This window comes from Streptomyces sp. WZ-12 (assembly GCF_028898845.1).
In the GTDB taxonomy this organism is placed as follows: Bacteria; Actinomycetota; Actinomycetes; order Streptomycetales; family Streptomycetaceae; genus Streptomyces.
Window position 1 is genome coordinate 453,782 of the sequence record NZ_CP118574.1, and the last position, 26,109, is coordinate 479,890.

At 69.4% G+C, this 26,109-nt stretch carries 26 protein-coding genes; 15 read left to right on the top strand and 11 right to left on the bottom strand.

The features are described 5' to 3' along the window. Positions 1–36 precede the first annotated feature (36 nt). Positions 37–768: a dienelactone hydrolase family protein gene (locus tag PV796_RS01525; protein ID WP_274910925.1), complete on the top strand. Its 732-nt coding sequence runs from the start codon at positions 37–39 to the stop codon at positions 766–768. A gap of 77 nt (positions 769–845) precedes the next feature. On the opposite strand, the gene PV796_RS01530 is transcribed toward PV796_RS01525, so the two are convergent. Next, positions 846–1,343, bottom strand: a complete 498-nt coding sequence (locus PV796_RS01530) for a CGNR zinc finger domain-containing protein (RefSeq protein ID WP_274910926.1) — start codon at positions 1,341–1,343, stop codon at positions 846–848. A gap of 81 nt (positions 1,344–1,424) precedes the next feature. Here PV796_RS01530 and PV796_RS01535 point away from each other — a divergent pair, with 81 nt between their 5' ends. The 3 genes from PV796_RS01535 to PV796_RS01545 all read left to right on the top strand — a co-directional run bounded on the left by PV796_RS01535 (position 1,425) and on the right by PV796_RS01545 (position 4,772). Further along, complete coding sequence (locus PV796_RS01535) at positions 1,425–2,306, top strand: alpha/beta fold hydrolase (protein WP_274910927.1); 882 nt, start codon at positions 1,425–1,427, stop codon at positions 2,304–2,306. Between the two features lie 271 nt (positions 2,307–2,577). Then, entirely contained in the window at positions 2,578–3,705 is a 1,128-nt protein-coding gene (locus PV796_RS01540; RefSeq protein ID WP_274910928.1) for a polyprenyl synthetase family protein, read from the top strand. 59 nt (positions 3,706–3,764) lie between these two features. After that, positions 3,765–4,772 carry a terpene synthase family protein gene (locus PV796_RS01545; RefSeq protein ID WP_274910929.1) on the top strand — a complete coding sequence of 336 codons (1,008 nt, stop codon included), beginning with the start codon at positions 3,765–3,767 and terminating at the stop codon, positions 4,770–4,772. A 49-nt stretch (positions 4,773–4,821) separates the two neighbouring features. Here PV796_RS01545 and PV796_RS01550 read toward each other — a convergent pair whose 3' ends face one another. Further along, positions 4,822–5,739, bottom strand: coding sequence for an NmrA family NAD(P)-binding protein (locus tag PV796_RS01550; RefSeq protein ID WP_274910930.1), 918 nt, complete (start codon positions 5,737–5,739; stop codon positions 4,822–4,824). 249 nt (positions 5,740–5,988) lie between these two features. On the opposite strand from PV796_RS01550, the gene PV796_RS01555 reads away from it, so the two are divergent. From PV796_RS01555 to PV796_RS01580, 6 genes are all read left to right on the top strand, one after another. After that, the gene (locus PV796_RS01555; protein WP_274910931.1) at positions 5,989–6,837 is read left to right on the top strand and encodes a helix-turn-helix transcriptional regulator; all 849 of its coding nucleotides are present in this window, start codon (positions 5,989–5,991) and stop codon (positions 6,835–6,837) included. A 285-nt stretch (positions 6,838–7,122) separates the two neighbouring features. Next, positions 7,123–7,323, top strand: coding sequence for a hypothetical protein (locus PV796_RS01560; RefSeq protein WP_274910932.1), 201 nt, complete (start codon positions 7,123–7,125; stop codon positions 7,321–7,323). A gap of 199 nt (positions 7,324–7,522) precedes the next feature. Beyond that, positions 7,523–7,777 (top strand): hypothetical protein, encoded by a 255-nt coding sequence (locus PV796_RS01565; RefSeq protein ID WP_274910933.1) that lies wholly within the window; start codon positions 7,523–7,525, stop codon positions 7,775–7,777. A 345-nt stretch (positions 7,778–8,122) separates the two neighbouring features. After that, the gene (locus PV796_RS01570; RefSeq protein ID WP_274910934.1) at positions 8,123–9,007 is read left to right on the top strand and encodes an IS982 family transposase; all 885 of its coding nucleotides are present in this window, start codon (positions 8,123–8,125) and stop codon (positions 9,005–9,007) included. Between the two features lie 49 nt (positions 9,008–9,056). Next, positions 9,057–9,650, top strand: coding sequence for a TetR/AcrR family transcriptional regulator (locus PV796_RS01575; protein WP_274910935.1), 594 nt, complete (start codon positions 9,057–9,059; stop codon positions 9,648–9,650). Continuing rightward, a complete protein-coding gene (locus PV796_RS01580) occupies positions 9,647–10,489 on the top strand; it encodes an alpha/beta fold hydrolase (RefSeq protein WP_274910937.1) in 843 nt (280 codons plus the stop codon). The genes PV796_RS01575 and PV796_RS01580 overlap by 4 nt, the downstream gene beginning before the upstream one ends. Positions 10,490–10,555: 66 nt before the next feature. On the opposite strand, the gene PV796_RS01585 is transcribed toward PV796_RS01580, so the two are convergent. Then, positions 10,556–11,152: a TetR/AcrR family transcriptional regulator gene (locus PV796_RS01585; RefSeq protein ID WP_274910938.1), complete on the bottom strand. Its 597-nt coding sequence runs from the start codon at positions 11,150–11,152 to the stop codon at positions 10,556–10,558. Positions 11,153–11,235: 83 nt separating this feature from the next. Between PV796_RS01585 and PV796_RS01590 the strand changes: the two genes are divergently transcribed. Then, positions 11,236–12,621 carry an FAD-dependent monooxygenase gene (locus tag PV796_RS01590; protein WP_274910939.1) on the top strand — a complete coding sequence of 462 codons (1,386 nt, stop codon included), beginning with the start codon at positions 11,236–11,238 and terminating at the stop codon, positions 12,619–12,621. A gap of 30 nt (positions 12,622–12,651) precedes the next feature. Here the strand turns inward: PV796_RS01590 and PV796_RS01595 are convergent, their stop codons facing one another. Further along, positions 12,652–13,719 carry an Lrp/AsnC family transcriptional regulator gene (locus PV796_RS01595; protein ID WP_274910940.1) on the bottom strand — a complete coding sequence of 356 codons (1,068 nt, stop codon included), beginning with the start codon at positions 13,717–13,719 and terminating at the stop codon, positions 12,652–12,654. 161 nt (positions 13,720–13,880) lie between these two features. Here PV796_RS01595 and PV796_RS01600 point away from each other — a divergent pair, with 161 nt between their 5' ends. Then, positions 13,881–14,930: an amidohydrolase family protein gene (locus PV796_RS01600; RefSeq protein WP_274910941.1), complete on the top strand. Its 1,050-nt coding sequence runs from the start codon at positions 13,881–13,883 to the stop codon at positions 14,928–14,930. Beyond that, entirely contained in the window at positions 14,927–15,631 is a 705-nt protein-coding gene (locus tag PV796_RS01605; RefSeq protein WP_274910943.1) for an SDR family NAD(P)-dependent oxidoreductase, read from the top strand. The genes PV796_RS01600 and PV796_RS01605 overlap by 4 nt, the downstream gene beginning before the upstream one ends. Before the next feature lie 34 nt (positions 15,632–15,665). Here PV796_RS01605 and PV796_RS01610 read toward each other — a convergent pair whose 3' ends face one another. The 5 genes from PV796_RS01610 to PV796_RS01630 form a co-directional block, all read right to left on the bottom strand. After that, positions 15,666–16,529, bottom strand: a complete 864-nt coding sequence (locus tag PV796_RS01610; RefSeq protein ID WP_274910944.1) for a geranyl diphosphate 2-C-methyltransferase — start codon at positions 16,527–16,529, stop codon at positions 15,666–15,668. Beyond that, the gene (locus tag PV796_RS01615; RefSeq protein WP_274910945.1) at positions 16,513–17,475 is read right to left on the bottom strand and encodes a terpene synthase family protein; all 963 of its coding nucleotides are present in this window, start codon (positions 17,473–17,475) and stop codon (positions 16,513–16,515) included. The genes PV796_RS01610 and PV796_RS01615 overlap by 17 nt, the downstream gene beginning before the upstream one ends. A gap of 134 nt (positions 17,476–17,609) precedes the next feature. Further along, positions 17,610–19,031 (bottom strand): family 2B encapsulin nanocompartment shell protein, encoded by a 1,422-nt coding sequence (locus PV796_RS01620; protein WP_274910946.1) that lies wholly within the window; start codon positions 19,029–19,031, stop codon positions 17,610–17,612. A gap of 261 nt (positions 19,032–19,292) precedes the next feature. Beyond that, entirely contained in the window at positions 19,293–20,405 is a 1,113-nt protein-coding gene (locus PV796_RS01625) for a carboxylate-amine ligase (protein WP_274910948.1), read from the bottom strand. A gap of 431 nt (positions 20,406–20,836) precedes the next feature. Further along, positions 20,837–21,718 (bottom strand): S1 family peptidase, encoded by an 882-nt coding sequence (locus tag PV796_RS01630; RefSeq protein WP_274910950.1) that lies wholly within the window; start codon positions 21,716–21,718, stop codon positions 20,837–20,839. A gap of 404 nt (positions 21,719–22,122) precedes the next feature. Between PV796_RS01630 and PV796_RS01635 the strand changes: the two genes are divergently transcribed. Then, entirely contained in the window at positions 22,123–22,857 is a 735-nt protein-coding gene (locus tag PV796_RS01635) for a S1 family peptidase (protein WP_274910952.1), read from the top strand. 182 nt (positions 22,858–23,039) lie between these two features. Next, a complete protein-coding gene (locus PV796_RS01640; protein ID WP_274910954.1) occupies positions 23,040–23,849 on the top strand; it encodes an MgtC/SapB family protein in 810 nt (269 codons plus the stop codon). Positions 23,850–24,080: 231 nt separating this feature from the next. Here PV796_RS01640 and PV796_RS01645 read toward each other — a convergent pair whose 3' ends face one another. Together PV796_RS01645 and PV796_RS01650 are read right to left on the bottom strand one after the other, a co-directional pair. Then, on the bottom strand, positions 24,081–24,983 hold the full coding sequence (locus PV796_RS01645; protein WP_274910955.1) for an NADP-dependent oxidoreductase: 903 nt from the start codon (positions 24,981–24,983) through the stop codon (positions 24,081–24,083). Positions 24,984–25,176: 193 nt separating this feature from the next. Beyond that, on the bottom strand, positions 25,177–26,073 hold the full coding sequence (locus PV796_RS01650) for an alpha/beta fold hydrolase (RefSeq protein ID WP_274910956.1): 897 nt from the start codon (positions 26,071–26,073) through the stop codon (positions 25,177–25,179). Between the last annotated feature and the right edge of the window lie 36 nt (positions 26,074–26,109).

The window sequence follows — 26,109 nt, forward strand, 5'->3', positions numbered from 1 at the left end:
TTGAGTGGAAACCAAGGAAGAGGAGGAAGGGAAGACTTGCCCATCAAGACAGTTCAGATTCCCACCACGGACGGCCGGGGCGACGGGTTCGCCGCCTTCCCCGACGGCGACGGGCGGCACCCGGGCGTGCTGCTGTACGCGGACGCCTTCGGCATCCGGCCCGCGCTACGGGAGCTGGCCGGCGAACTCGCCGGGCACGGGTACTACGTGCTCGTCCCCAACTTCTTCTACCGGCACGGCCCGACGCCGGTGATCGCACTCCCCGAGCACATCGGGGAGGACGCCCGACCCGCGCTCGTCGAGCGGATCATGCCCTTGATCAAGGCGCACACCGCCGACCGCATCCTGCGGGACGCCGATGCCTACCTCCGGTTCCTCACGACCCAGCCCGAGGTCAGTGCCGGACCGGTCGCGGTGACCGGCTACTGCATAGGCGGCCTCCTGGCGATGCGCACCGCCGCGGCCCACCCCGGGCAGGTGGCCGCCGTCGCCGGATTCCACTGCCCCGTGGACGCCAACGAGCGCCTCCTCGCCAAGCTCACCGCCCGGGTCCACCTCGGCCACGCCGAAAGCGACCTGACGCCCGAGACCCTCGCCGAGCTCAACCGGTCGCTGGACGCCGCGGGCGTCAACCACACCTCGGAGATCTATCCCGGCACCGTCCACGGCTTCACCATGGCCGACACGGATGCCTTCAACTCCGCCGCCCTGCAACGCCATTGGGACCGACTGCTCCCCCTCCTCGGTCACAGCCTGACCGGCGACTGAGACTCCGCCCGGATACGACAGGCCACCCTCCCGCGCGCCAGCGGTGACGTTGTTCCGACTTCCGTCCGGGACGATCGCTACCCAACGTGCCGCTTGCGCGCATGGGTTCGCGCCTTCATGCGGTTGCCGCAGACCGCCATGGAACACCACCGGGCGGTCCCGGGGCGGCTGTGATCGATGAGGAACAGGTTGCATTCCCTGTTGGCGCAGGCCCGTAGCCGTCGCGGCAGTTCCGTGGTGACGCGCGACCACGCGAGGACGACGCGGACGGCGAGCTCCTCCCCGGGCTCCGCCTCCAGGTGCCACACCACGCCTGCGGGCGAGACGGCCGGGCGAAGCCGCGCCCCATCGAGCGCGAGAGTCAGCTCGCCGACATCCGAGGACGTCCGCCGGACGAGCCGGTGCAGCGTGTCGCGCACAAGGCGCAGACGGTCGCACTCCTCCTTCACGCCGCGACCTCCCAGCGCCCGTATCCAGTCCGCCGCCCCCTCCCCGCTCAGGAAATCCGTGGGGCAACCGTCAATCACCGGTGCGCTGTTGAGCACGGCGAGCAGCAGGTCCTCGTCCTCAACCACGGCTCACCCTCCTTGACACGTCGTACGGCCCCACGCATGATCAGCATAACCTAACCAGTTAAATCCAATTAAGGGGTTACTGTGGTTGCTGTTCATCACCGGACCGCGGACGTCGACGGCTTGACCGTCTTCTACCGGGAGGCGGGCCCCTCGGACGCCCCCGTCCTCCTGCTCCTGCACGGCTATCCGACGAGTTCCCACATGTTCCGCCACCTGATCCCGGCGCTGGCCGGTCCGTACCGGGTGATCGCACCCGACCACATCGGCTTCGGCCGCTCGTCGGCGCCGAGCGTGACGGACTTCCCCTACACCTTCGACGCCCTCACCGACGTGACGCGCACCTTCCTGGCCGGCCTCGGCGTACGCCGCTACGCGATGTACGTACAGGACTACGGCGCCCCCATCGGCTGGCGACTCGCGCTGGCCTCCCCGGAAGCGGTCCTCGCCGTCATCTCGCAGAACGGCAACGCCTACGAGGAAGGGTTCGTCCCGGACTTCTGGGAACCCGTCTGGGCCTACGGGGCGCAACGCACTCCGGAGAACGAGGCACGGCTGCGGCCCGCCTTGGGCCGCGAAGCCGTCGAGTGGCAGTACACCCATGGTGTCCCCGACCCCAGCCTGGTCGATCCCGATGCCTGGGAGCACGACCTGGCGCTGCTCGCCCGCCCCGGCGTCGACCGGGCCCAACTCGCCCTGTTCGGCGACTACGCCAGCAACCGCGCCCTGTACCCGACGGTGCAGGAGTGGCTGCGGTCGAGCCGTGTCCCCGTCCTCGCGATCTGGGGCCGCAACGACGAGATCTTCGGGCCGGCCGGCGCCGAGGCGTTCCGGCGCGACGCCCCGGACGCGGAGATCGCCCTGCTCGACGGCGGCCACTTCCTCCTGGAGAGCCATCTCGACGCGGTTGCCGAGGCCGTCATCGGATTCCGCCCGCGCGTACTGGGTGCGTCAGCGCAGGGGTAGCTGAACACCAGGACCCGCAACGGCTCGACACCGCGAGCTCCGCCAACGGCAGTCCCCGAGGAGACCGTTCCGTGCGCGGCGCGTGCCATGGGTCTGGCCGCGTGTGGAGATGTTGTGACATGCCGTCATGTGCCATCGTCAAGGGTTGCCACCCCGCCGCGGTGCGAGTTGCCTGAGATGTCGGGAGCCTGCGCGACCGCCCGTCCCGCACCCGGTCGGCCCACGACCGGGCGCTGAGCTCCCTGGCCAGCGCGACGGAAGGCAATGACACATGACGCTAGTTCCTCCGGCGTCTCCCGTTCCCCCGACGACCTCGGCAACCCCCGCGACCGGCGAACTCGACCTGCCTGCGGCCTGCTGCCACATCGAAGCGCTCCTGACCGAGTTCCTGGACCACAAGCGGACCGATGCCACCTCAGGCGACCTGCCCGACGAAGTCCCCTCGGCCTTACGGGACTTCCTCGCCGCTGGCGGCAAGCGGCTGCGCCCGATGCTCTGCGTGCTCGGCTGGTACGCCGCCGGCGGCGCCGCTCCCCCACCGCGTCCGGTGCTACAGGTGGCCGCCGCGTTGGAGATGTTCCACGCCTTCTGCCTGGTCCACGACGACGTCATGGACGACTCCTCCACCCGCCGCGGCAGGCCCACCGTCCACCGCGCCTTCGCCGACCGTCATGCCACGCATCACGGCGGGCAGGCAGCCGAGCGGTTCGGCGCCAGCGCCGCCATCCTCGTCGGGGACTTCGCCCTGGCCTGGAGCGACGAACTCATCCACACCGCCCGCCTCTCCCCTCCTCAACTGCTCCGCGTCTTACCCCTGTTGGACGCCATGCGCGCCGAAGTGCTGTACGGCCAGTACCTCGACGTGGACGCCACCGGACGGCCCAGCGGCGACATCGAGCGGGCCCGGGCGATCATCCGCTACAAGACCGCGAAGTACACCTGCGAGCGCCCCCTGCACTTCGGCGCCGCCCTCGCCGGAGCGTCCCCACGACTGCTGGACGCCTTGTCCGCCTACGCGCTGCCGCTGGGGGAAGCCTTCCAACTCCGCGACGACCTCCTGGGCGTCTTCGGCGACCCCCAAGTGACGGGCAAGTCCCGCCTGGACGACCTCCGCGAGGGCAAACACACCCTGCTCATCGCCCTCGCCCTGCGCGACGCCGCACCCGGCGACAAGGACCTGCTGCACCGCCTGCTCGCCAACCCCCACCTCACCGAGGGCGAAGCCGCGCAGATCCGTGGCGCCCTCACCGCCTGCGGTGCCCGCGCCCACGTCGAAGACCTCATCGGCCAACGCCGACAAGCCGTCCTCGACACCCTGAACACCACCACCCTCATAACGCCCGCCGCCCTCCCACACCTGAGGCACCTGGTCGACACCGTCACCCGGAGGACCTCGTGAACACAACGGCCGCCTGAGGACCGCGACTCGGGGTGCACGTCACCGCATTGGAGGTGCAAGTGAGCTGCCCGAACATCACCGTTCCCTTCCCGCTGCGCATCAACGCGCACCTCGCCACGGCCAGACAACGGGATCTTGACTGGGCCGGGCGGGCCGGACTCATGTCGACCCCGCACGACGAGCGGCGCTACCGTTCGTGGGACATCGCCCTGCTGGTCGCGGGGTGGCTGCCCGACGCACCGGCCGACGGCCTGGAACTCGCGGCCAACGCGTTCAACTGGTGCACCATCTACGACGATCTCCACGTGGGCGAGAAATCCACCAACTCCCGCTACGCCCGGTCAGTCGGCGAGCCACTGCTCACCTACCTGGAAACCGGCGTGGTGCCCGCTGACGCCTCCCCCTTCCTCCTGGCGCTCCATGACGTGATCACCAGGGAGAAGGAGCTCTACCCGACGGAGCACCACGCCCGTCTGACCCAGAACTGGGCCGTCTTCCTCAGCTCGACCATGGAGGAGACGGGCAACAGGGCGAACCGAAAACCGCTGAGCTACCGCGAATACCGCGACTTCCGGAGGAAGACCGGGGCCGTTCACCTGATGACCGATCTCATCGAGGTGGCCAACGGCTACCACACGACCGCCGAGTTGCGTGCCGTCCCGGCCTTCCGCTCGCTCTTCGACTCGGCGAACGACGCCATCTGCTACATCAATGACCTCTACTCGCAGACCAAGGAGGAAGCGGCCGGAGACCACCACAACCTCGTCTTCGTCTTCGAGCGGGAACTCGGCTGCACGCGCCAGGAGGCCGTCGAGCGCACCGTCGAGGCCGTACTCGAAGCCTGCGACAACATGCTCCTCCAGCGGTCGCGGATGCGGACCGCGTGCCGTCGGAGCGGCCTGACTCCCGAAGAGACCGCCTGCGCCTTCCGGTTCGCCCACGACATCATGTACCCGATCTCTTCCATGGTGTCGTGGCAGCAGAAGAGCGCCCGCTACACCCGCCCGGACAACACGCCCTACACGAGCGTCCTGCAGACCAGCGGCGCGCCACGGAAGGACAGTTGATCCCCACGCCTCCGCCTCCCCGTCACGTACGGCTCCGCGGCGACACCCATCAGCAGGGCTTCCGCGCCACTCCGGTCCCGCGGTACCGGGGAGCGAATTCCTCCTCCACGAACCGTTCAACGGAGGTTGGGGTGGAGGTACGGGCGGTACGGGGCTGCTGCATGCGCGTGTGCCGAAGATTGAGCGACGTGCCGACCTCGGCCATCATGTCCGCGACGTTGGCGGACACACCGTTTCTCCGCAGTTCCGCGTGGAAGCGGTCGATGCCGACCTGCTCGTAGCTGAGGTCGTCAGCGCCGACGGCCTTCGCGATCACGGCCGTCGCTTCCCGCATGCTCACATCGCGTTGGCCCTGGAGCTCCAGGACCCCCCTACCGCGCCACCTCCCGTTGGCCAGTTCGTCCGCCGCTCGGCCGCCGATGTCGCGAGTGGCGACGAAGGGCAGCGGAAGGTCGGGGGCGAACGGGGCGCGGATGCGGTGGAGTTCCCTGGCGGTACCGATGTGGTCCAACAGGTTCTCCATGAAGTAGCCGGCCCGCAACCACAACGTGTTGACTCCGGGGATGGCCGAGAGTCGCTGCTCGAACCGGTGGAGCCCTGCCACCGGGCCGTTGCCCGCGGCGTGTTGGGCTCCCCAGCTGCTGAGCCCGACGACGCGGGTCACACCGGACGCGGTGACCGCCTCGCCAAGGGAGGTCGCCACCTGGTCCTGAAAGGCGCCGAAGTCGGGGTGATCGGGGAGGTAGTTGGGCTGGATCACCGCGTACACGCCGTCCGCGCCACGGATAGCGTCTGTCAGCGCAGCGGTATCGGCCTGATCGGCTTCCCACACCTCAGCGCCCCGCTCGGCGAGGTCGGCGAGCCGACGGGCCGAACGGCCGACGGCTCGGACGGCACACCCCTGCGCAAGCAGGCGCACAGCGGCGGCCCGCCCAGTACGCCCACTGGCACCGGTGATGACGAACATGAACTGTCCTCCCTTTTCTCGGGTTCTGTACTCGGGTTCTGTACTCGGGTTGTCTAGTCGAGTTCTGTAGTTGGGTTCTGTAGTTGGTGGCATCGGGCGCCCTGATCTGTGGCTATGCACCGAGCTCCCGGCACGCATCGGCGCACGGTAGTCATTCCGACTGGCCGGACGGGTAGGAGTGCCGCACCCACTCCACGCGCGCGTCCATGCCCCGCACTGCGGCGAACGCCGCTTCCTTATGCTGCCGGCATGGAGGTCTTGAACAAGGTCGTGAGCAACCACGGCGGAGGTAGCGGACCACTGGCGGTCTTCCTGCGCGCCAGGCGGAGGCAGGTGCGTCCCGAACAGCACCGGCTGGCTCCGGGGGTGCGGCGCCAAGTGCCGGGCCTGCGGCGGGACGAGGTGGCAGTCCTGGCGGGGATCAGCACCGACTACTACGTGCGCCTCGAACAGGGCAGGGAACGCCGGCCGTCCCGCACGGTGGTGGACGGGCTGTGCGAGGCGTTGCTGCTGGACCCCGCGGCCGCGCGTCACCTGCGTGCGCTCGCCGCCGGAGAGGCCGTTGCGAACACAGCGGCTCCCGGCATGGACCGGACGCGCTCGGCAGACGTGCACCGGCTGCTCGACTCCATGACGATGCCCGCCCTTCTGATGAACCGGTGGCTCGATATCGTGGGCAGCAACGCACCCGGCGCTCTCCTCTACGAAGGACTGGAGCCCCGGGACAACTACGCCCGTATGGTCTTCCTCGCCCCTCAGGCGCCGTCGTTCTTCGTCGACTGGCCCGAACTCGCTCACTGCATGGTCGCAGCCCTACGCGCCCAGGCCGGTTACGAGTCGGGAGCGTCCCGTCTGACGGAGCTGGTGGACGAACTCGCCGCCCACAGCGCCGAGTTCACCGCATCCTGGAACACGCACCACGTCTACGAGAAGGCGATGGAACGCAAGCTCCTCCGCCACCCGCGGGTCGGGCCCCTCACCCTCCACCAACATGTCCTGGAGTTGCCAGGCAGCGAGGGCCACAGCATCTGGGCCCATCACCCGGCGGACGCCGCGACCTCGAACGCCCTGCCCCGGCTGCGGCACCCCCGTGACTGAAGACCGCGGAGGGCCGACTTTCCGCCACCACAGGTACCACCGGCCGCGCGCCACCATGTGCGTCACGCGCCTACCGCAGGGGTGGTTTGGGTCAAGCCTCCGGCGCGAGTCTCCCGATGACGTGGGTGGTCAAACCCCTGGATGACGCTCACCGTTGAACGCCGTACAGTCCCAGGTACGGCCTCGGGCGGCAGTCATCCGGGAGGAGGAGATCACGTCCCGCCTGTCCCCGAAGGAGACCGCAATGAGCACCGCACGAAAACCCCGCACACCTGTCTGCGGGCCATGGCCCTGACCCTGGCCGCAGGTGCGTTCGCGGCCTTCCAGACCGCCGGCACGCCCCTCGCACGGGCGGCCGCCGTACCCCGCACCCCCACCCTGGCCGGCGCCTCTTCCTCACAGGCCGGCGAAGCCATCGTCTGCGAAGAGGTGCAGGCGGCGGAACCGCCCAACCTCTTTGCGCAGCAGTGCAACAGCAGACACTGAGGCCCGCGCTCCGACTTCGTCGTCGTTACCCGCGGCGACAACGCGGCGTCCTACTGCCGCCGGACCGGCTGAGCCGAAGGCCCGTCCTGGCTGCACGGCCGGGACTGCCGACGGGCCCCCTCCGACGACTGCACCACCACCGGTACTCCACACAGATGAGCAGACGCGGGCCACGTGCCCGCAACAGATGGGAGGAACCATGGCTACCTACGACACCGAGATCCACACCGAGGGCGGCGGTTGGCAGACGGACGCGCCGCTGTCGATCAAGATCCGGAACCGTGACCGAGTCGTCCCCGAAGACGACCGTCCCTCCGAGGGAACGTCGGTGACGTGGAGCGGCGACGCGGGGAACGGGTCGGTGACCTTCTTCGACGACGGCCGCCGCTTCGCGGGAACCGCCCAGTTCCCCGACGAGGGCCCCGTCGGATACCGCGGCCAGATCCGGGACTGAGCCACCGCCCCTGAGGCGGTCGGCCCGCGCGGGCACCAGGGGAACCCCACACCCCGGTAGTGGGCCTCGCGACCCGTTCCCCTGGTCGCCCGAGCAGGAAGTACGCCGCACCACCATGCACCCACGCCTCAGGCCCTTGCGGGCTTCCCTTCCAACTCCCCACCCGCAGCGGCAAGTCAGCAGGCCATGCAACACGTACGCCGAGGCCCCGGACACGCGTCCGGGGCCTCGACCGTCAAGATCTTCCCGCTTGCACGTCCTAGGGGTCCTAGGTTATACCTAGATGAATGAGTCCGATGTTTGTGCTGGCCGCGACCATGGCGAAGGGCGCCCGTTGGCTCGTGTGTGACGACAAACCTGGACGCCCTTCTGGCTGCACTGTACGTGTTCATCGATGACCATGTGGCCCCTCGTCGCCGGATCGGGCGACCCCCGAAACTGACAGACGCCGAACTGCTGTGCCTGGCCGTCGCCCAGGTCCTACTGGGCTTTCCCTCGGCCCGGCAATGGATCCGCTTCGTACACGCCCGACTGGGACACCTCTTTCGCTACCTGCCCCAGCAATCCGCCTACAACAAGCGCCTGAACGCCGCCGGCCCACTGATCTCGGCCGTGATCCAGGCACTGGCCAGGCAGGTGCCCACCTGGCACGACAACCTGCGGCTGATCGACTCCACACCACTGCCGTGCGCCGCCTCCCGCGAGACAGTCAAACGCTCCGACCTGGCAGGGCACGCCGGATACGGCTACTGCGCGAGCCATTCTCGCTTCTTCTGGGGATTGCGGCTCTACCTGCTGACCACAGCCGAGGGCATGCCGGTGTCCTGGTGCCTGGCCAACCCCAAACTCGGCGAACGCCAGGTGATGACCGCGCTGCTGGAACGCGACCACCACCTCATGCGCTCCGGTCAAGTGATTCTTGCGGACAAGGGCTTCGCCGGGCGGGAGTTCGAGGCGTTCCTCGAAGAGCGCCTGGGCGTCCATCTGGTGCGGCCGGACCTGAAGAACGAGCCTGTCCGGCATGGACGCCTGGCCCACGTCCGCCAGTGGATCGAGGCGGTATTCGACACCCTCAAAGGCCAGCTCAGCCTCGAACAACACGGAGGCCGGACACCCGCTGGTGTCTTCGCCCGCACCGGCCAACGACTCCTCGCCCTGGCCACGGCGATCTGGCACAACTGGAACACCAACGCCCCAGCCAAGCGATCACTGATCGCCTATGACCACTGAAGACATCGGACTCATTCATCTAGGACCCCTAGGACGTGAGGAGAAAACCATGGCTCGGGCGGGACTGACGACGGAGCGGGTGACCATCGTGGGGGCCGAGTTGGCGGACGAGGTCGGCTTCGACCAGGTGACCATGTCGCGGGTGGCGCGACGGCTCGGCGTGAAGGACGCGAGCCTGTACACGCACGTCCGCAGCCTGGAGGATCTCCGTGGCCGGATCGCGCTGTTGGCGGCGGACGAGAAGACGTTGCGGATCGCGGAGGCGGCTGCCGGGCGGTCAGGCAGGGACGCGTTGGTCGCGTTCGCCAACGCCTGGCGGGAGTACGCCCACCGGCATCCGGGCCGCTACATGGCGACACAGGCCCCCCTCACCATCGACCCCGAGCTGGCGCAGCAGGCGCCTGGCCCGCGACGCGCGATCGAGCTGACCTACGGCATGCTGCGCGGCTACGGGCTGGCCGAGCCCGATCTGACCGACGCGGTCCGGCTGTTGCGCAGCACCTTCCACGGCTTCGTCGCCCTGGAGGCCACCGGCGGCTTCGGCCATGCCCGTCCGCCGCAGCGCTCCTGGGCGCGCAACCTCGACGCCCTCCACACCCTCCTGATGAACTGGCCCACACCGGAAGAGGAAGACCCGTCATGACCAGCCCCACCACCGGCACCCTGCCCGTCAACGGCGCGACCCTCTACTACGAAGTACGCGGCCAGGGGCCGCTGTTGCTGCTGATCCCCGGCGGGAGCGGCGGCACGGCCACCTTCGACGCCGTCGCCGACGACCTGGCCGCGCACTACACCGTGGCCACCTACGACCCGCGCGGCATATCCCACAGCACCCTGCGCGACCCGGACGCCGAGCAGCACGTGGCCGAACACGCCGACGACGCCCGCCGGTTGCTGGACCTGCTCTCCCCCGACCAGCCGGCCCGGATCTTCGCCTCCAGTTCCGGCGCGATCGCCGCCCTGCACCTGCTCACCACTCACCCCGAGCGCATCGAACGCCTCGTCGCGCACGAACCCCCCGTCATCGAGGTCCTGCCCGACGCCGACAGGCACCGTGCCCTCCCGGCCCGCGTCAAGGAGACGTTCCGCACCCAGGGACTCATGCCGGCGATGGCGGTCTTCGCAGCGGGGCTGAAGAAGGACGGCGACGACAACGCCCCTGAGCCGCAACCCGAGATGAAGCTGCCGCCCCAGGCAGCGGCCCGAGCCGAACGAACGATGGCCAACCTCCCGTACTTCGTCGAGCGCATCGTTCCCAGCTTCATGGCCTACGTACCCGACGTTCAGCGCCTCAAGGCGGCATCGGACCGGCTCGTACTCGCCTGTGGCCAGGACTCACACGGCGAACTCCCCCACCGGACGGCCGCCTCCCTGGCCCGGCAACTCGGCATGGACCCCCAACACTTCCCCGGCGGCCACACGGGCCTGACCCGCCACCCCGCCGCATTCGGAGAACTCCTGCGGAAGACCCTCCGGAGCTAGGGAGTCAGCCACTGAGCGGTGTAACTGCCAAGCCCGCAGCCGGAGTTCACGGGAGCTGACCAGTAGTCAGTAGTCGCAGCCGTTCAACCCACGGTAGACGAAACGGGTCAGGACCTCGGTCGCCTCCTCGTCGTCGGCCTGGTCGGCGTGGGGCTGGCGGGTCCGCAAGAAGGCGTGGATCAGGTCGAACGCCATGCGCAGGGAGGTCTCCGGCGAGGCGGGCAGGGGGCGGCCGGCCTCGGCGACACAGGTGACGTGGCCCAGGATGTCGGCCCGCTCGCCCGCCTCGAACCTCGCCAGCGTCGCGGCGAAGTCCTCGCTGACCAATGCGGCCTCCTGCATGGCGCGCATCGTTGCGGCGTGCTCGCGGTAGAGGCGCACGTAAATGGCGACGTGTTCGCGGACCGCCTCCGGGTCGGTGAAGTCCGACAGGTGTCCGGGAGCGGCGGCCAGGGTGTCGCTCTCGGCCGACATGTCGGCCATCAGCGCTTCCAAGAGCGCTTCCTTGCTGGCGAAGTGGTTGTAGAAGGAGCCCGCGGCGCGGCCGGCTTCGGCGGTGATGTCCGTGATCTTGGTGTTCAGGTAGCCGCGTTCGGCGAAGACCCGCTTGGCCGCCACCTTCAGTGCGGCCTCGGTCTCCGCGGCCTTTTCCTTGCGCTTCACGGCACCTCCTTGACCGGGAACACTACCAACGAACATACTGAATCTACATTCACTGAATCTGGATTCAGAAACGAGGTTCGATCATGGACGTGCTGATTGCGGGTGCCGGTCCCACCGGCCTGACCCTGGGCATCGACCTCGCCCGGCGCGGACTCGGCGTACGCGTCATCGACAAGGCGAGCGGGCACTTCGCCGGTTCGCGGGGCGACGGCCTCCAACCACGCACGCTGGAGGTCTTCGAAGACCTCGGCGTTCTGGACGCGGTCCTCGCGCAAGGGAGCTTGGCGGCGACGGTCCGCGTGCACCTCGACGGCACCCACGTCATGGACCGGCGGATGGCCGAACGCCTGGAGGCGACTCCCGACGTGCCGTACCCGAACGCCTGGGTACTCGGCCAGTCCCAGACGGCGGGCGTCCTGCGGGACCGGCTCGCCGAGCTCGGCGTGCGAGTCGAACTCGGCACGGCGCTGGTCGACTTCACCCAGGACGAGGACGGGGTGACGGCGCGCCTGTCCACCGGCGAGACCGTACGCGCCTCCTACCTGGTGGGGGCGGACGGCGGACGCAGCACGGTCCGCAGGGCTCTGGGTGTCCCCTTCCAGGGGACGACGGACGAGACCGTCCGGATGCTGCTCGGGGACGTGGCCGCCGACGGGCTGGATCACGCCTGGGGCTACTGGTTCGCCCGCGCGGACGCCCCGCAGGTCGGAGTCGGCCTGAGCCCGCTGCCCGGCACGCCTGGGCTGTTCCAGTTCAACGCGCCGCTCCTTGAGGACGACGACGAGGCATCGCTGGACACCCTCCAGGGCAAGTTGGACGCGTGCGGCGCGGGCGTCCGGCTGACCCGGCTGGACTGGTCCACCGTCTGGCGGCCGAACATCCGCCTGGCCGAGCGTTTCCGAGTGGGCCGGGTCTTCCTCACGGGCGACGCCGCCCATGTCCATCCGCCCACCGGCGGGCAGGGGCTCAACACCGGTGTGCAGGACGCCTACAACCTCGGCTGGAAGCTGGCCGACGGCTCGCCCGAACTGCTCGACAGCTACGAGGACGAGCGGCGCGCGACCGCCCAGAAGGTCCTCGCGGTCAGTTCCGAACTCCTGCGCAAGCACCGGGAGGGAGCCGCGGACGCCCATGAACGCGGCGCGAACACCCGTCAGTTGGACGTCTCCTACCGGACGGCCGAAGGCCGGATCGTGGCAGGCGACCGCGCACCGGACGCACCCGTCACCGACTCCAACGGCCGCACCGTGCGGCTCTTCGACCTCTACCGCGGCCCCCATGCCACCCACCTGACGTTCGGCGCACCCGCACCAGACACCCCCCACGCCTACGCGGTCCTGCGCCCCGGCCAAACCCCAACCGGCCCCCATGTCATCGACACCCACGGGCACGCCTACCGCGCATACGACGCCTCGGACGGCACCTGCCTCCTCATCCGTCCCGACGGTTACCTCGGCCGACGCCACTGAGCGAACGCCGGGGCCGGGAGCCGACCGGCGTCAAGGACGCCCCTGGTCGCCGCCCGACGCCTCGCTCAGGCGGTCACCGTCCAGTCGGGTTCCGGCCTGCTTGATCTGACGGGAGATCGGGCTGATCTCCATGCCTTCGACGCCGGGCAGGGTTCCCACGCGTTCGGTGCTGAACTCGAAGAGTCTGTCGAGGTCGTGGCAGTGGACGACCGCGTGGAGGTTGTGCGGTCCGGAGACCGCGGCGGCAAAGCCCACCTCCGGCATCTGCGCCATCGCCCGCCCGACGGTCTTGACCTCGGCCGGGTGGACCCGCATCCAGAGGTTCGCCCGGGCTCGGTACCCGAGGGCGATGGGGGCGATCTCCACGTCGATGTGGACCACCCCATTGGCGAGCAGTGCCTGTAGACGTCTTGACGCTCGGCCCGGGGTGAGGTCGGCCGCGGCTGCGAGGTCGACGAGGCTGGCCCGACCGTCGACGGCGAGGGTCGCGAGCAGCTTCTCGTCGTGAGCGTCGAGCTGTGACGGATGCGCGCGCACGACCGGCCGCTCGGTGAACGGCCGATCGCCCGACCCGGACCCGGATCCGAGGGCGGACTCCTGCTCGGGGGTCAGAGTGCCGGCGAGCGCGGCCCAGTAGTGCCCACGCCCGCCGAGGAATTGACGGAGCATCACGGACGCCTGGAGGTCGAGCACGGCGGCGGTGCGGGGGAGCCGACGGCCGAGAAGGTCGTCGCGCTGCTCCGCCGATCGCGAGCGCACGGCGCAGGTGACCTCGGAACCGGCCGCGCTCAGGGCGACCCAACCGATGTCGTCGCGTTGCGCGAGCGCTTCGGCGATGGCCGTACCGCTGCCCGGCCGGCACCGCAGGCGCACCATCCACCGGCTCTGCCCGAGCGCTCCCGGGTCCACCACCCCGATCACCCGGATCAGCCCGGCCCGCCGCATGCGGCGGTAGCGGCGGGCGACGGTCAGCTCGGAGCCCCCGAGGACCGTCGCCATGGTCGCGAATCCGACCCGTGGATCGATCTGAAGTGAGCGAAGGATACGCACATCTTCGAGATCGAGAGTGATGGAATCTTTGGATTCGTGGCGCACCATAGCGGTGATGTTACAGATTCCACCAGATCCGGGCCGCCGTGCTCAGTGCGTCGCCGAGGCTTGGACGTGCACGACGGAAGGTGCGCACAGACACAACGGAAGGAGCGCACGATGTGCCGTACATGGTTGCCGCGGGGAGCGGGGCACGGGAGCGTGAAGCGATGAGGGTCGTCGCCATCGAAGAGCACTGGAGCACTCCGAACATCGACCAGGCACTGCGGTCGCAGCCGGCGGGTGCCCGCGACGAGAGCGTGGCGTTGAACGACCGCGGGGACATCCCCGCACGGCTGCTCGACATCGGTGCGGGGCGAGTTGAGGCGATGGACGCGGCGGGCGTCGATGTCCAGATCCTGTCGGTCGCGCCGCCGGGGACGCATGGGCTTCCGGCGCGGGAGGCGGTGGCGTTGAGCCGCGAGGCGAACGACCGCGCCAGTGAGGCCGTTCGTCGCCATCCGACCCGTCTGAGGGTCATGACGACCTTGCCGATGTCAGACCCGGATGCGGCGGTGGCCGAGCTCCGGCGGACCGCGAACGCGCCCGGCCACGTCGGGATCATGTCCTACGGCCGCAGCGGTGAGCGCCCGTTGGACGACCCCGCCAACGACGAACTGCTCGCGGCCGCCGCCGAGTTGGGGCGTCCCGTGTTCCTCCATCCGCAGATTCCCCCGGACGCGGTCCGAGCGGCGTCCTACCGCGGGTTCGACCCGACCCTCGACCTCGCGTTGGCCACGTTCGGTTGGGGGTGGCACATCGAAGCGGGGCTCGCGGCGCTGCGTCTCATCCTGCGCGGCGCCTTCGACCGTCATCCGGACCTCCAGGTCGTCCTGGGGCACTGGGGCGAGATGCTGCTGTTCGCGCTCGACCGGGTGGACAGCCTCTCCCACGCCGCACCCCGTCTGGAGCGGCGGGTCGCCGACTACTTCGCGACCAACATCCACATCGCGACCAGCGGCATGCTGACCCCGCGGCTGCTCCGCCACGCGCTGGACTACACGAGCGTCGACCGCATCCTGCTCTCCGGGGACTACCCGTTCCACCGGTTCGACGCCGCGACCCTCACCGACTTCCTGCACACGCTTCCCCACCCCACCGACCGACACAAGATCGCCCACGCCAACGCCGAATCCCTCTACGGCCTCGCCCCCCTTCCCTCCCGGGCGGACAACCGGCCGGCGACGGGAACTGCGCACCCTCTCAAGGAGCAGCGATGAACACGGCCTCACCGAACACCACCGTTCTCCTCATCGGCGCCTCGCGGGGCCTGGGGTACGCGATCGCCGCGGAATACCTCGACCGGGGGTCCCGGGTCGTGGCGACCGTCCGCGGTCCGGGCCGCACCGCCCTGCACGAGTTGCAGGACTCCGCCGGTGGCCGGTTGGAGATCGAGCAGGTGGACATCAACGCGCCCGAGCAGGTCCAGGCACTCCGCGACCGGCTGGCTGCCCGCAGCTTCGATCTGCTCTTCGTCAACGCGGGCGTCACCAACCGCCAGGAGGAGACCAGCGCCGACGTCACGACGGAGGAGTTCACCCGCCTGATGATCACCAACGCGTTGAGCCCGATGCGGGTCATCGAGGCGCTCGGTGGGCTCGTCGACTCCCACGGCACCCTCGCCATCATGTCCTCCGGCCAGGGCAGCGTCGCCAACAACGAACGCGGTGGCTTCGAGATCTATCGCGCCAGCAAGTCCGCCCTCAACCAACTCATGCGCAGCTACGCCGCCCGGCACCGCGACGACCACCGAACGCTGTTGCTGATGGCGCCTGGTTGGGTCAAGACCGGGCTCGGCGGCCCCAACGCCCGCCTCACCCTCGGCGAGAGCGTCCCCCGCCTCGTCACGGTCATCGACGCCCAACGCGGCCGCGCCGGCCTGCAGTACCTCGACTACCAGGGCCAGACAGTCGCCTGGTGAAGCGCCGAGGCGTGCGGCCTCGTCCCCTCCGGGGTCACGCGCGGTCGGCTGCGATGAGGAGGTAGTGGAAACTGCCTTCCTTGTAGGCCGTGAGGAAGGCGTCCTCGATGCCGGTGGCCAGGGAGGAACGGGCGCGCAGTTCCCAGTACGGAATGGTCAACGGGGTAAGGTCGGTGACCGCGATGGGGATGAGGCCGTGGGCGGCGAGGGCGTTGAAGTAGGCGCTCCGAGGGTGGATGTTGCAGGTGTAGTGCGAGTCGATGTGGCTGACGGCCTTGGACCGGCCTCCGGTGAGGTCGTTGGAACAGCCGGTGATGCAGACGTAGCGCCCGCCGGGCGTGAGGACGCGGGCGAACTCGGCGAAGGCTTCGTCGAGTTCGACGTACATGGTGGTCTCGTTGGTCCATATCGCGTGCTGTGAGGCGTTCGCCAGTCCGGTGTCGAGCATGTTGCGGAAGTGGAAGCGGACGCGGTCGGCGACGTGGTGCTGTTCGGCCTGGGCGGTGGCGAAGTCGACCTGGTACTGGGAGATCGAGACGCCGGCTACCTGGCAGCCGAAGCGCCGGTGGGCCATGAACGAGGTGCCGCCGCGTCCGGAGCCGGCGTCCAGGAGACGGTGGTCGGGTGCTACCGGGCCGAGTTGGTCCAGCAGCAGGTCGGCCTGTGCGCTTTCCATGCGGTGGAGTTCGCGGATGATCCGCTGGTCCCGGTCCGGTGGGGCCGCGTCCAGTACGGCGGGGTCGTAGGGGCCGATGCCGTAGTGGTGGTGGTAGAGCTCGTCGATGTCGCCGAGCAGCAGGTTGACGCTGTCGTTCTGGTGGGTGTCCCAGTACTCGGCAACCGCCTTCTGGTAGTCGGTGCGCAGCACGGTGGCGTTCTGGTCAGGTGTGGTGGTCATGCTCTGTCCTTGTCGTAGGCGGTCGGTCCGGGGGCGTTTGCGGGTGGTAGCGCGGGCTGGAGCGGTGCCAGGCGAGGCTGCCCGCGCACCAGTCGAGTACGCCGTCGAGGTAGCTGCGCAGTTCGGGTTCGCCGCGGTGCCGCAGGGCGTCGGACTGCTCGTGGAAGCGCCGCATGAGGTCGTTGTGGAGTTCGGCGCTCAGGGTCAGTGCTTCCTTCGGGGTGCATCGACGTTCCTCGACGAGGGCCCTGGGAAGGTTGAAGTCCTCGCCGGTTCCGTGGTGTTCGACGTCGGCGGAGTAGATGTCGTTGGCCACGCAGCTCGCCAGGCCGGCGATGCCGACGGTGTCGTACACCTGCGGGTCGGCCCAGAGGTGGGCCGGGAGGTGGTAGCCGCCGATCGCGTCGATCACGGTCATGCACGGCAGGAAGCTGTTGGCCTGGCGGTTGACCAGGTATTCCGATACCCGCGGCCGGTGGTGGGTGGCGCGCCAGGAGGCTTCCTGGGCCAGCGCGGTGAAGAGGTAGCAGAGGCTGTGGCGGGTCCGGTCGAGCTGGGTGGGGGTGGTGAGGTGTCCCAGGTGGGTGACGGCGGATCGGAGGGCGACCAGGACGGGGTCGGTGCGGGTGGCGTCGTCGAACTCGGCCTCGTAGCGGTCCGGGAGACGGACCTTGCCGAGGACCGCGGCGGCGGTCGCCAGGCGGGAACCGAGGAGGCTGGGCTCGGCTCCCAGGCTGGGGTCGTCGCAGTAGTGGTCATCCATGGCCCAGATGGCCAGCGCGCAGCGGGCCGGCACGGTGAGCCGGTCCAGGTCGTCGGTGCTGGGGTAGCACAGGGTGGCCAGGCTGCCGAAGTCGGCCGCGCGTACCCGTTCGAGCCGGCCGTGGTAGAGGCCGATGCGGTCGGCCCAGGCCACGAGGCGTTCGTTGATTCTGTCTGCGGTCACCGGATCGATGCGCCGCGGGGGTGGGCAGTGGAGGTCGAGCGACTCAACGGCCGTGCTGGCAGCGGATGTTGGCGGGGGTGGCGCGCACCGGCGGGCGGCCGAGGTGCCCAGGCCGGTGGGGCCGCCCAGCGGACTCACAGCGCGTCCGGGGGTTCGTTGTAGTGGCCGACTTCGGCGTTTTCCAGGATGCCCAGTGCGCTGGGCAGGAGGACAGCCACCGAGTAGTAGGTGCTGACGAGGTAGGAGAGCGTCGCCCGGTCGTCGATCCCCATGAAGCGGGCGGACAGGCCCGGTTCGTACTCGTCGGCGAGACCGGTCTGGTGGAGGGCGATCACCCCGCCGTTGTCCTCGCCGGTTCGCAGTGCGAGCACCGAGCTGGTGAGGTTCGCGGAGATGGGGATCTTGTTGCAGGGCAGGAACGGGATGCCGCGCCAGGCAACCACGTGGTGACCGTGGAATTCGGTGCCCGGCGGGCAGATCTTGGCGCGGGTGCACTCCCGGGCGAAGGCGGCGATGGTGCGCCGGTGTGCGAGCAGGAACGTGGTCTGCCGTCGCATCGAGATCAGTTCGTCCAGATCGTCCGGCGTCGGCGGCCCGTGCCGGGTCGAGATCCGTTGCTGGGGGTCGGCGTTGTGGAGCAGTCCGAAGTCGGGGTGGTTGACCATCTCGTGTTCCTGCCGCTCGCGGAGGGCCTCGATGGTCAGCCGCAACTGCTGGTCGGTCTGATCCTGTGGTCCGTTGTAGAGGTCGGCGACCCGGGTGTTGATCCGCAGTACGGTCTGGGCGATGCTCAGCGGGTACTCCCGGGGCGACGCCTCGTAGTCCACGAACGTACTGGGCACCGGCGCCTCTCCGCCGTGGCCGGACGCGATCGCGATGTCCGCCTCGCCCCGCCGCGTCATGGCCGGCCGGGGCCGGGAGAGGTACGCGTCGACGTGGGCGCCCAACTCCGGTGCGGTGGACCGCAGCTGCCGGAAGGCGCGTCGCGGAAGCGTGAGGAGGGTGCAGGCGGTCATCGCCCGGTAGGTGAATTCCCAGGGCCCTTTTCCGGTGAGGTACTGGTCGCCGAAGTAGGACCCTTCGGCGAGTACGCCGTGCGAGACCGACTCCGTGTAGTTGCCGGCACCGATGCGCTCGACCTTGCCACGGGCGATGAGGACCAGTCGATCCCCTTTGCTCGCCGCCCGGGCCAACACCGTTCCCGGTTCCACCTCTTGCTGCTCAAAAGCGTCGGACAGGGCATCGAGTATCGATTCATCGGGGAAGTCCCGGAACAGTGCGATTTCGCGCAGCGTCTGCGGTATCACATGGGCGCGGAGACCCGCGTTGTCGAACTTCACCCTGCCGTCGCCGATCGTGTAGGCAAGGCGTCGGTTGACCCGGTACGTGCCGCCGGGCACGTTCACCCAGGGAAGGATGCGCAGCAACCACCGGGAGGAGATGCCCTGCATCTGGGGAACGGACTTGGCCGTGTGGGCGAGGTTCCGGGCGGCCTCAATGCCCAATGCCGAGGGTGCGACCGGAGGATCTTCCGTCCCCGATATGGATTCCGGCATGGCTGATTCCCCTTCTCAATGCGGGCGTTGGCCGCTTCATGAAGTCCAGTGCGGAAAGGCAGTAGCAACCCGATGGCGGCTACGCGGATAACGGCATTGCAGACACGGCTCAGTGATTACCAGTCAAAGCAGACCCGGCGCATGCGGCAACGGGATACGAGCCATTCGGTGGATCGCGACGCGGTCGCCCATGCCTGACTGGCCTGCGGTCCGGATTTCGCCGGCCTCCGGCCGATCCGGTGTCCTGGCTCGCCCGTGTTCCTAGGGCTGTCGGGAAACGGGTGGGGCGAGGGTGAGGGTCACGAGGTCGTCGACAACGTCGGTGAAGCGGTGGCGTCTTTGGTAGGCGCGGCGTTGGTGCGCTGCGCCCGTGCCGTGGTGTTGCAGGTGGGACGCGAGGGCTTCGAGGTGTCGTAGGTCGTTGTGACGGTGGAGGGCGGTGCGCAGCCACGTCAGGAAGTCCCGCAGATGGTGCTGGGCGGGTTCGAGGCGGTGGTGACGGTGGCTGAGGTTGACGGTTTGGCCGGCGAGGCCGTCGCGGGCCGCTCGCCAGTGGGCGGCCCGCAGGAGGTGCGGGTCGGGCCGGGCCACGGGCTCGCGACGGCGCACGGCGTCCAGGGCCGTCCCTGCCGCGGCGCGCACGAGGGCGGCGAGCAGGATGGTGTGGTTGACGGTCAGTGCGGCGTCGGCGACCCGGATTTCCAGGGTGGGCAGGTGGTGGGAGGGGCGGATGTCCCAGTAGACGCCGCTGTGGTCCAAGATGGCGCCCGTGCTGATCAACGTGGTGACCAGATCGTCGTAGTGGCTGGTGGAGGCGAAGTACGGCGGAGGGCCGGCGACCGGCCACCGGTTCCAGGCGATCGTGCGCCAGCTCGCGTATCCGGTGTCGCGGCCGCCCCAGAACGGGGAGTTCGCGGCCACGGTGATGAGTGCGGGCAGCCAGAGGCGTAGGTGGTTGCTGACGTGCAGGGCCTGGTCGCGGTCGTCGAAACCGATGTGGATGTGGCAGGCGCAGGAGACTTGTTCGTCGTCGAGGGCGGCGAACTGGGCGGCGCTGCGGACGTACCGTTCGCCGGGTGACAGTGGCGGGGGCCCGGCGGGAAGGAGGACGGGGGCGCCGCTGGAGATCAGGCGTGCGCCGCTGGCGGTGGCGGCCTGCGCCAAGTGCAGGCGCATGGCGTGTAGTTGCTCGGCGAGATCGGCCAGGCTGGTGTGTGGTTCGGTGCGGGATTCGACTTGATATAGCGTCAGTTCGGGGGTGACGCGGTCGCCGAGGAGTGGTGAAGCCTTGGCGATGACGGCTTCGGCGACGGGTGCCAGGGTGCGCGTTTCGGGGTCGATCAGGAGGAATTCCTCCTCGACCCCGACGGTCATGGGACCTGCGCGACCCCCGGAAGCGGGGGCGTCGTCAGGACTGGTCAGTTCACCGGTGACTGGCTTCATCTCCGAAGACACAGGGTTCAATGTCCCATCAATGTCTCGGAAGACACAGTATTCAACTTGCCACAGATCTGGTCGTGGCGGTGTGGGACCGGTGAGCCGCCCCAGGCACCAGGCGGGTCGACCGCGTCGAGGAGGACACCGCGGCCGACCGCGTCGACCCGTCCGTCGCGCACAGGGAGGAGCTCAACAACCTCCCCCGGGCCGCAGGCACCACCCACCATGCGTGCGGCATGCGGATTCTGGAGCGCTGTCCGGGCCCGGTCGCGTCGCCGACCGTCGCGCCCAAGGCCGGGTCCCGTGCACGCGGTGCGCGGGACCCGGCCGCTTGCCGATCGGCGCTCACCGACCGCCGGTCGACGTCCTCAGCGGCGGACGCCCGACGGCTTGGGCAGGGTGCAGCCCGCGCCGTTCAGGTCCAGCTTGTTGCCGGCGCCGAAGCACTTGGGGATGGTGTAGGTCTCCTCGGCGTAACCGGTGCCCTGGTGGATCGTGACGTTGCCGTTCGCGTCCACCTCGCACGGGTTGTTGAGGGTGCAGCGCTCGCCGCTCTCGTTGGTGGTGTTGTTGATGGCGGTGACCTTGCCGGTGCTGTTGTCGACCACCGGCGACCCGGAGGTGCCGCCGATCACCTTGCACTCCGGGGTGTAACGGACCGAGTCCTTCCAGGTCCAGTCACCCTCCTTCAGGGTGGGGACGAACCCGTCGATGCCGCAGGTGTACGTCTTCTTCCAGTAGCCGGAGACGACGGTGATGCCGGCGCCCTTGGTGGGGTGGTCGGTGGAGATCTCCAGCGGCTTGATGCCGTACTGCTGCTCGATCTGCGCGTAGGTCGAGCCGGTCTGATACAGCGTCACGTCGGTGTCGGTCATCGTCGAGTAGACGACCTTGGTCGCCTGCAACGAGCCGAGGTCACCCGCCGACTTGTCCAGGACGGTGAAGTCGCGGCTGGAGGGCTGGTCGACTATCACCTGGCCCGCGGACGGCATCCCGCTCTCCAGACAGTGGCCGTTGGTCATCACCAACGCCGGGTCGTCCGGCTGCGAGGTGGGCATCTTGACGATCGAGCCGGAGCAGTCGTCCAACGCCACCGTGCCGGCGAAGTCAACCGCCTTGGTGTGCGGGGGCGTCGGCTTGTGGTGCGCGACGGCGTCGGCCGGGGCGGCGCCCGCCGGGGTTGCGGCGGTGACCAGGGCGGCAACGCCCAACACGGTGGTGGCCAGGGCGCCGACGAGAGGTCGAGACATGTGGGGTCCTCTCAACTCTGGTCCGGAGTTCCACGGCGGCAGGTGCCTCCGTCACTCCGGATTTTGACATGCGCATTGTGTGCCGAAGTGCGGCCCACGGCAATGACCTTCGTGAATCGATGAGAAATCGATGCGGTTGCGACAAGGCCGAGCCCACCGGGCTCCCTGCGTCAACAACCTCGTTCCCGCTTCGCCAACGACACGCCCCGACGCCCTCGACACCGCCCCGTACGGGCTCGCGACCCCACGGGCTCACCGACGTGGCCCAGGCACCCTCCCCATGCGGTTCATCAATCGCATCCGTGCTCCTCCCCACCGGCCCCATTCGTTCGACGCCTTCGGAACTTTTCGGCCCAGCGGGGCATCTCCACGAATACACGCCCCGGCAGGGGGAGTTGGTTCCCATGATGCGTCGAGTTCGTCTGTTACTGCTGACCGCCTTACTTCTGGTGACAGGCGCGGTGATGTCGTCCGCGCCGGCCTCCGCCGTCATCGGCGGGTCGAAGAGCACGTACGGTCCGTGGGCGGTGCGCATGCTCGTTGACGGCAAACCGGCGTGCACGGGGACGGCGGTCACGCCTCAGTGGATCATCAGCGCCTCGCACTGCTTCTTCGAACAGGCACAGCCGATCGCCGACAAGCGGATCTCGTTCCGGGTCGGCAACCTCGACATGCGCAAGGGCAGCACGGTCCGCCCGATTCCCGGCAAACGCGAGGGAAGCGCGCACGCCGACATGATGCTCATCAAGGTCCCGCCGATGAAGGTCCGCACGGCGCCGCTGGCCACGGCCGGCGTCCACTTCGGTCAGGTCGTGCGCCAGTACGGCTGGGGCGCCACCTGCACCGGCGACGAGAACTCCTGCCAGTCCCCCGTGCTCAAGCAGTCGGACCTGCGGGTCGTACGGCAGGACGACCCCCGGTGCGAGGGCCACACCGCGCCGGGCGGCTCGGACTTCTGTATGGAAAAGGTGTCCGGGATTCCCGCCGGCGGCGACTCCGGGGGGCCGGTGATGAGCGTCGCCCGCAACGGCGCCGAAACCCTCCTCGGCGTCTTTAACGGCTCCGACCGCGAGCAGATCGCCGAGGCCGGGGAGGTCTCCCAGCAACTCGCCTGGATCCGCTCGGTCACGCGGCGGTAGCCCGGAGCGGGGTAGGGCCGGGCGGGAACGTACGCCGCCGGCGCCCGCCACCGCGGTTCGCCCTCCGTGCGGAGGTGGACTCCGAGACACGTCCGGCGGTTCAGCACCCGGCTGTGGACTGCCGATACAAGAGCCGGCACGGGAAAGGGAACAAGGGCGACAACGGACGAGGAGCGCGGACCATGGCCGTCATCAACGAGTGGCTGCTGGTGGACAACATCGCTGCCGGGCTCGGCTTCGGCGCCGCGATCGGGCTGGAGCGGCAGTGGCGGGCCCGGATGGCGGGGCTGCGGACGAACGCGCTGGTGGCCGCCGGGTCGGCGCTCTTCGTCCTGTTGTCCAACTACGGCTTCGCGCAGGCCACCAGTGCCGTGGGGTACGACGGTTCGCGGGTCGCGGCCCAGATCGTCTCCGGCATCGGCTTCCTCGGCGCCGGTGTGATCATCCGGGACGGGCTGAGCGTACGGGGTCTCAACACCGCGGCCACGTTGTGGTGTTCGGCCGCGGTGGGCGCCCTGGCCGGTTCGGGGCTGTACGTGGTGGCGGGGCTCGGCACGGCCGCGGTGGTGGGGGCCAACCTGCTGCTGCGGCCCCTGGGCCGGCACTTGGACCGGGAGCCGCGCGGCGGTGCCGAGGTCGCCACCGACTACTACTTCGAGGCGGTGTGCGCCGAACCGGAGGAGGCGCACATCAGGGCCTTGCTCGTCCAGTCCGTTGCGCGGCCCGGCTTCCTGTTGCGTTCGGTGTTCAGCCGCGACGCGGAGGAGGGGAAGGTCACGGTCGCCGCGGAGCTCACCACCGAGCGGCGCGACGACTCCCTGCTCGAAGCGGCCGTCAGCCGGCTGTCGTTGGAGCCGGCGGTCTCCGCGGTGAGTTGGACGGTGGTGGGCCAGCCGGACGAGGACGACCGCTCCTACCGCTCGGAGGACGAGTCCCGGCACCGCGTCCGGGACTGGTTCACGGGGCGTGGGCGCGGGGGGACGCAGCGGTAGTCGACGAGGAGGGGCGCGTCCTTCGGGGCCCGGGCCAGCACGGTGATCAGGACGTTGCGGGCGCGCCGGCCCTCCTGCACCAGGCAGCCGTGCGCTTGGCGGAGGAGGGCCGGGGTCCGCGAGCAGGCGCCGACGTCGAGGTCTTCGTCATCGTGTCGTCGTCATGTCGTCGTCATGACGTCTTGCTCGCGTCTTCCCCATTCCCCAGCCTCATCGCCCCACACGGCCGCATCAGCCCACCAACAGCACCAGCTTCCCGCGCACATGACCGTCCTCGCTGACGCGATGCGCCTCCGCGATCTCGGCGAGCGGGAAGGTCTGCGCGACCGGGAGCGCGAAGCGCCCGGCCTCGATCAACGCGCCGATCTCGGCGAGCACATGGACCGCGCGGCCGGCATCCCCGCGACTGAACCTCACCCCGTGCTCCTGCGCACCGGCGAAGTCGGCGAGCGTCACGACGCGCTCCGGGGCGCCCGCAAGCTCGATGAGCTCGGGCAGCACACCGCTCCCGGCGACGTCGAGTGCCCTCCCGACGCCGTCGGGAGCGAGCGCGCGAACCCGCTCGGCGAGACCCTCCCCGTAGGCGACGGGCTCGGCCCCCAGAGAGCGGAGGTAGTCGTGGTTTGCCGGGCTGGCGGTGCCGATCACGCGTGCCCCGCGCATCGCGGCGAGTTGCACCGCGGCGCTACCGACGCTTCCGGAGGCCCCGTTGACGAGCAGCGTGCCGCCGCTCGCGACACCGAGTTGGTCAAGCGCGCGGGTGGCCGTCTCGATGGCGGCCGGCAGCGCGGCCGCGTCGGCGAAACCCAGCGACTGAGGGATCGGCGCGTAGTGGGACAGCACGGCCAACTCGGCCTGGGCCGCCCCCTCGGCGGAGAAGCCGAATACCCGATCGCCGACGGCCACGTCCGCTACGCCCTCGCCGAGTTCGTCGACGACGCCCGCCGCCTCGTAGCCCAGTGTCTGCGGGAGCCCTTCATCCATCAGGCCCCTGCGCTTCTTCCAGTCACTCGGGCTGACGCCGGCCGCACGCACCGCGATCCGGACCTGACCGGGCCCCGGATGCGGATCGGGGAGCTCCACGATCTCAAGGACCTCCGGGCCCCCGAACTGGTGGAAACGCGCTGCCTTCATCATTCGCTCCGATCTCGCCCCGGGGTGTCGCTCTTGCTGCGCGCCCACGGTGAACGCCGCTACTTCCGCTACCAACACCGTACGTAACGGACGATCGTCTTTCGTAACGGATTGTTGGGCGGGCTCACGAACGCGTCGGCGGATACGGCTCGCCAGCCGCACAACTCCCCTACGAGGTACGTCCGTTGACGGATCAGGCGAGCCAGTCACCGAGAGCCCGGCACACGCGCGACGGCGTTTCGACCGGGGCGAGGTGTCCCACCTCGCCCAGCGTGATCACGGGTGGACTTCCGGGGAGCAGGTCTTGCAACCGGGTTGCCTGGTCGACGGGGATCCAGGGGTCCTGCTCGCCCCAGCCGATCGTCACCGCGCAGCGCACCTGCCGCAGGCGTTCCACGACCGGCCGGGTGTGTACGGGCCGGAGGGCAGCGATCTGGCGGTAGAAGGCCGGCTGGCCCGAAGCTCCGCACCACGGCTGACTCAGTGCGTCCACCCAAGCAGGGGTCAACTGGTGGCGTGCCGCACCGGCGATGTACTCCTTGACCAGGGCCGCGTGGAGTGCGGCGGGGAGCTTCGTGAACACGTCGGCGTGGTCGGCGACCAGTCGGAAGAACGGCGATCCCCATGGGTCGAGAGTCACCACGTCCCAGAGGAACAGGCCGGCGTATTCAGTGTCGTGGAGCAGGTGAGCCCCGAGGGCCACGGCTCCTCCGATGTCGTGTGCGACGACGTGTGGTCGCTCCAGGCCCCAGTGCGCGAGCAGCCGGGCGAACCGCGACATCTGGGAGGCGAGGTCGACCGGCATCGCCGGATCCTTCGTCGACCGGCCGTAGCCAGGCATGTCCCACATGAACACCCGATGGCTGCCGCTGAGGTGTCGTGCGGCCTCCGCCCATACCTCTGACGACCACGGCGTGCCGTGGCAGAACACCACGTCCCTCACGGGAGTCCGGTCCTCGGGAGTCAGTACGTACGTGGCGATGCTCGCCCCGTCGACGGTGACGTGGACGGGTTCCGGCAGTGGCGATTCCCGCGTGCTCGCGCTCATCTTCGAACTCATCCCCGTGCTCACGCTCATGCTGACGCTCATGCCAGGAAGGTAGAACCTCAGGTCGACCTGAGGTCA

Coding starts and splice junctions, on each gene's coding strand:
- PV796_RS01625 (WP_274910948.1), bottom strand. CDS start 20,405: ATGACCGTCGGGGTCGAGGAGGAATTCCTCCTGATCGACCCCGAAACG.
- PV796_RS01595 (WP_274910940.1), bottom strand. CDS start 13,719: ATGGTGCGCCACGAATCCAAAGATTCCATCACTCTCGATCTCGAAGAT.
- PV796_RS01650 (WP_274910956.1), bottom strand. CDS start 26,073: ATGAGCGTCAGCATGAGCGTGAGCACGGGGATGAGTTCGAAGATGAGC.
- PV796_RS01630 (WP_274910950.1), bottom strand. CDS start 21,718: ATGTCTCGACCTCTCGTCGGCGCCCTGGCCACCACCGTGTTGGGCGTT.
- PV796_RS01590 (WP_274910939.1), top strand. CDS start 11,236: ATGGACGTGCTGATTGCGGGTGCCGGTCCCACCGGCCTGACCCTGGGC.
- PV796_RS01605 (WP_274910943.1), top strand. CDS start 14,927: ATGAACACGGCCTCACCGAACACCACCGTTCTCCTCATCGGCGCCTCG.
- PV796_RS01565 (WP_274910933.1), top strand. CDS start 7,523: ATGGCTACCTACGACACCGAGATCCACACCGAGGGCGGCGGTTGGCAG.
- PV796_RS01550 (WP_274910930.1), bottom strand. CDS start 5,739: ATGTTCGTCATCACCGGTGCCAGTGGGCGTACTGGGCGGGCCGCCGCT.
- PV796_RS01635 (WP_274910952.1), top strand. CDS start 22,123: ATGATGCGTCGAGTTCGTCTGTTACTGCTGACCGCCTTACTTCTGGTG.
- PV796_RS01575 (WP_274910935.1), top strand. CDS start 9,057: ATGGCTCGGGCGGGACTGACGACGGAGCGGGTGACCATCGTGGGGGCC.
- PV796_RS01600 (WP_274910941.1), top strand. CDS start 13,881: ATGAGGGTCGTCGCCATCGAAGAGCACTGGAGCACTCCGAACATCGAC.
- PV796_RS01640 (WP_274910954.1), top strand. CDS start 23,040: ATGGCCGTCATCAACGAGTGGCTGCTGGTGGACAACATCGCTGCCGGG.
- PV796_RS01620 (WP_274910946.1), bottom strand. CDS start 19,031: ATGCCGGAATCCATATCGGGGACGGAAGATCCTCCGGTCGCACCCTCG.
- PV796_RS01555 (WP_274910931.1), top strand. CDS start 5,989: ATGGAGGTCTTGAACAAGGTCGTGAGCAACCACGGCGGAGGTAGCGGA.
- PV796_RS01560 (WP_274910932.1), top strand. CDS start 7,123: ATGGCCCTGACCCTGGCCGCAGGTGCGTTCGCGGCCTTCCAGACCGCC.
- PV796_RS01580 (WP_274910937.1), top strand. CDS start 9,647: ATGACCAGCCCCACCACCGGCACCCTGCCCGTCAACGGCGCGACCCTC.
- PV796_RS01610 (WP_274910944.1), bottom strand. CDS start 16,529: ATGACCACCACACCTGACCAGAACGCCACCGTGCTGCGCACCGACTAC.
- PV796_RS01645 (WP_274910955.1), bottom strand. CDS start 24,983: ATGAAGGCAGCGCGTTTCCACCAGTTCGGGGGCCCGGAGGTCCTTGAG.
- PV796_RS01540 (WP_274910928.1), top strand. CDS start 2,578: ATGACGCTAGTTCCTCCGGCGTCTCCCGTTCCCCCGACGACCTCGGCA.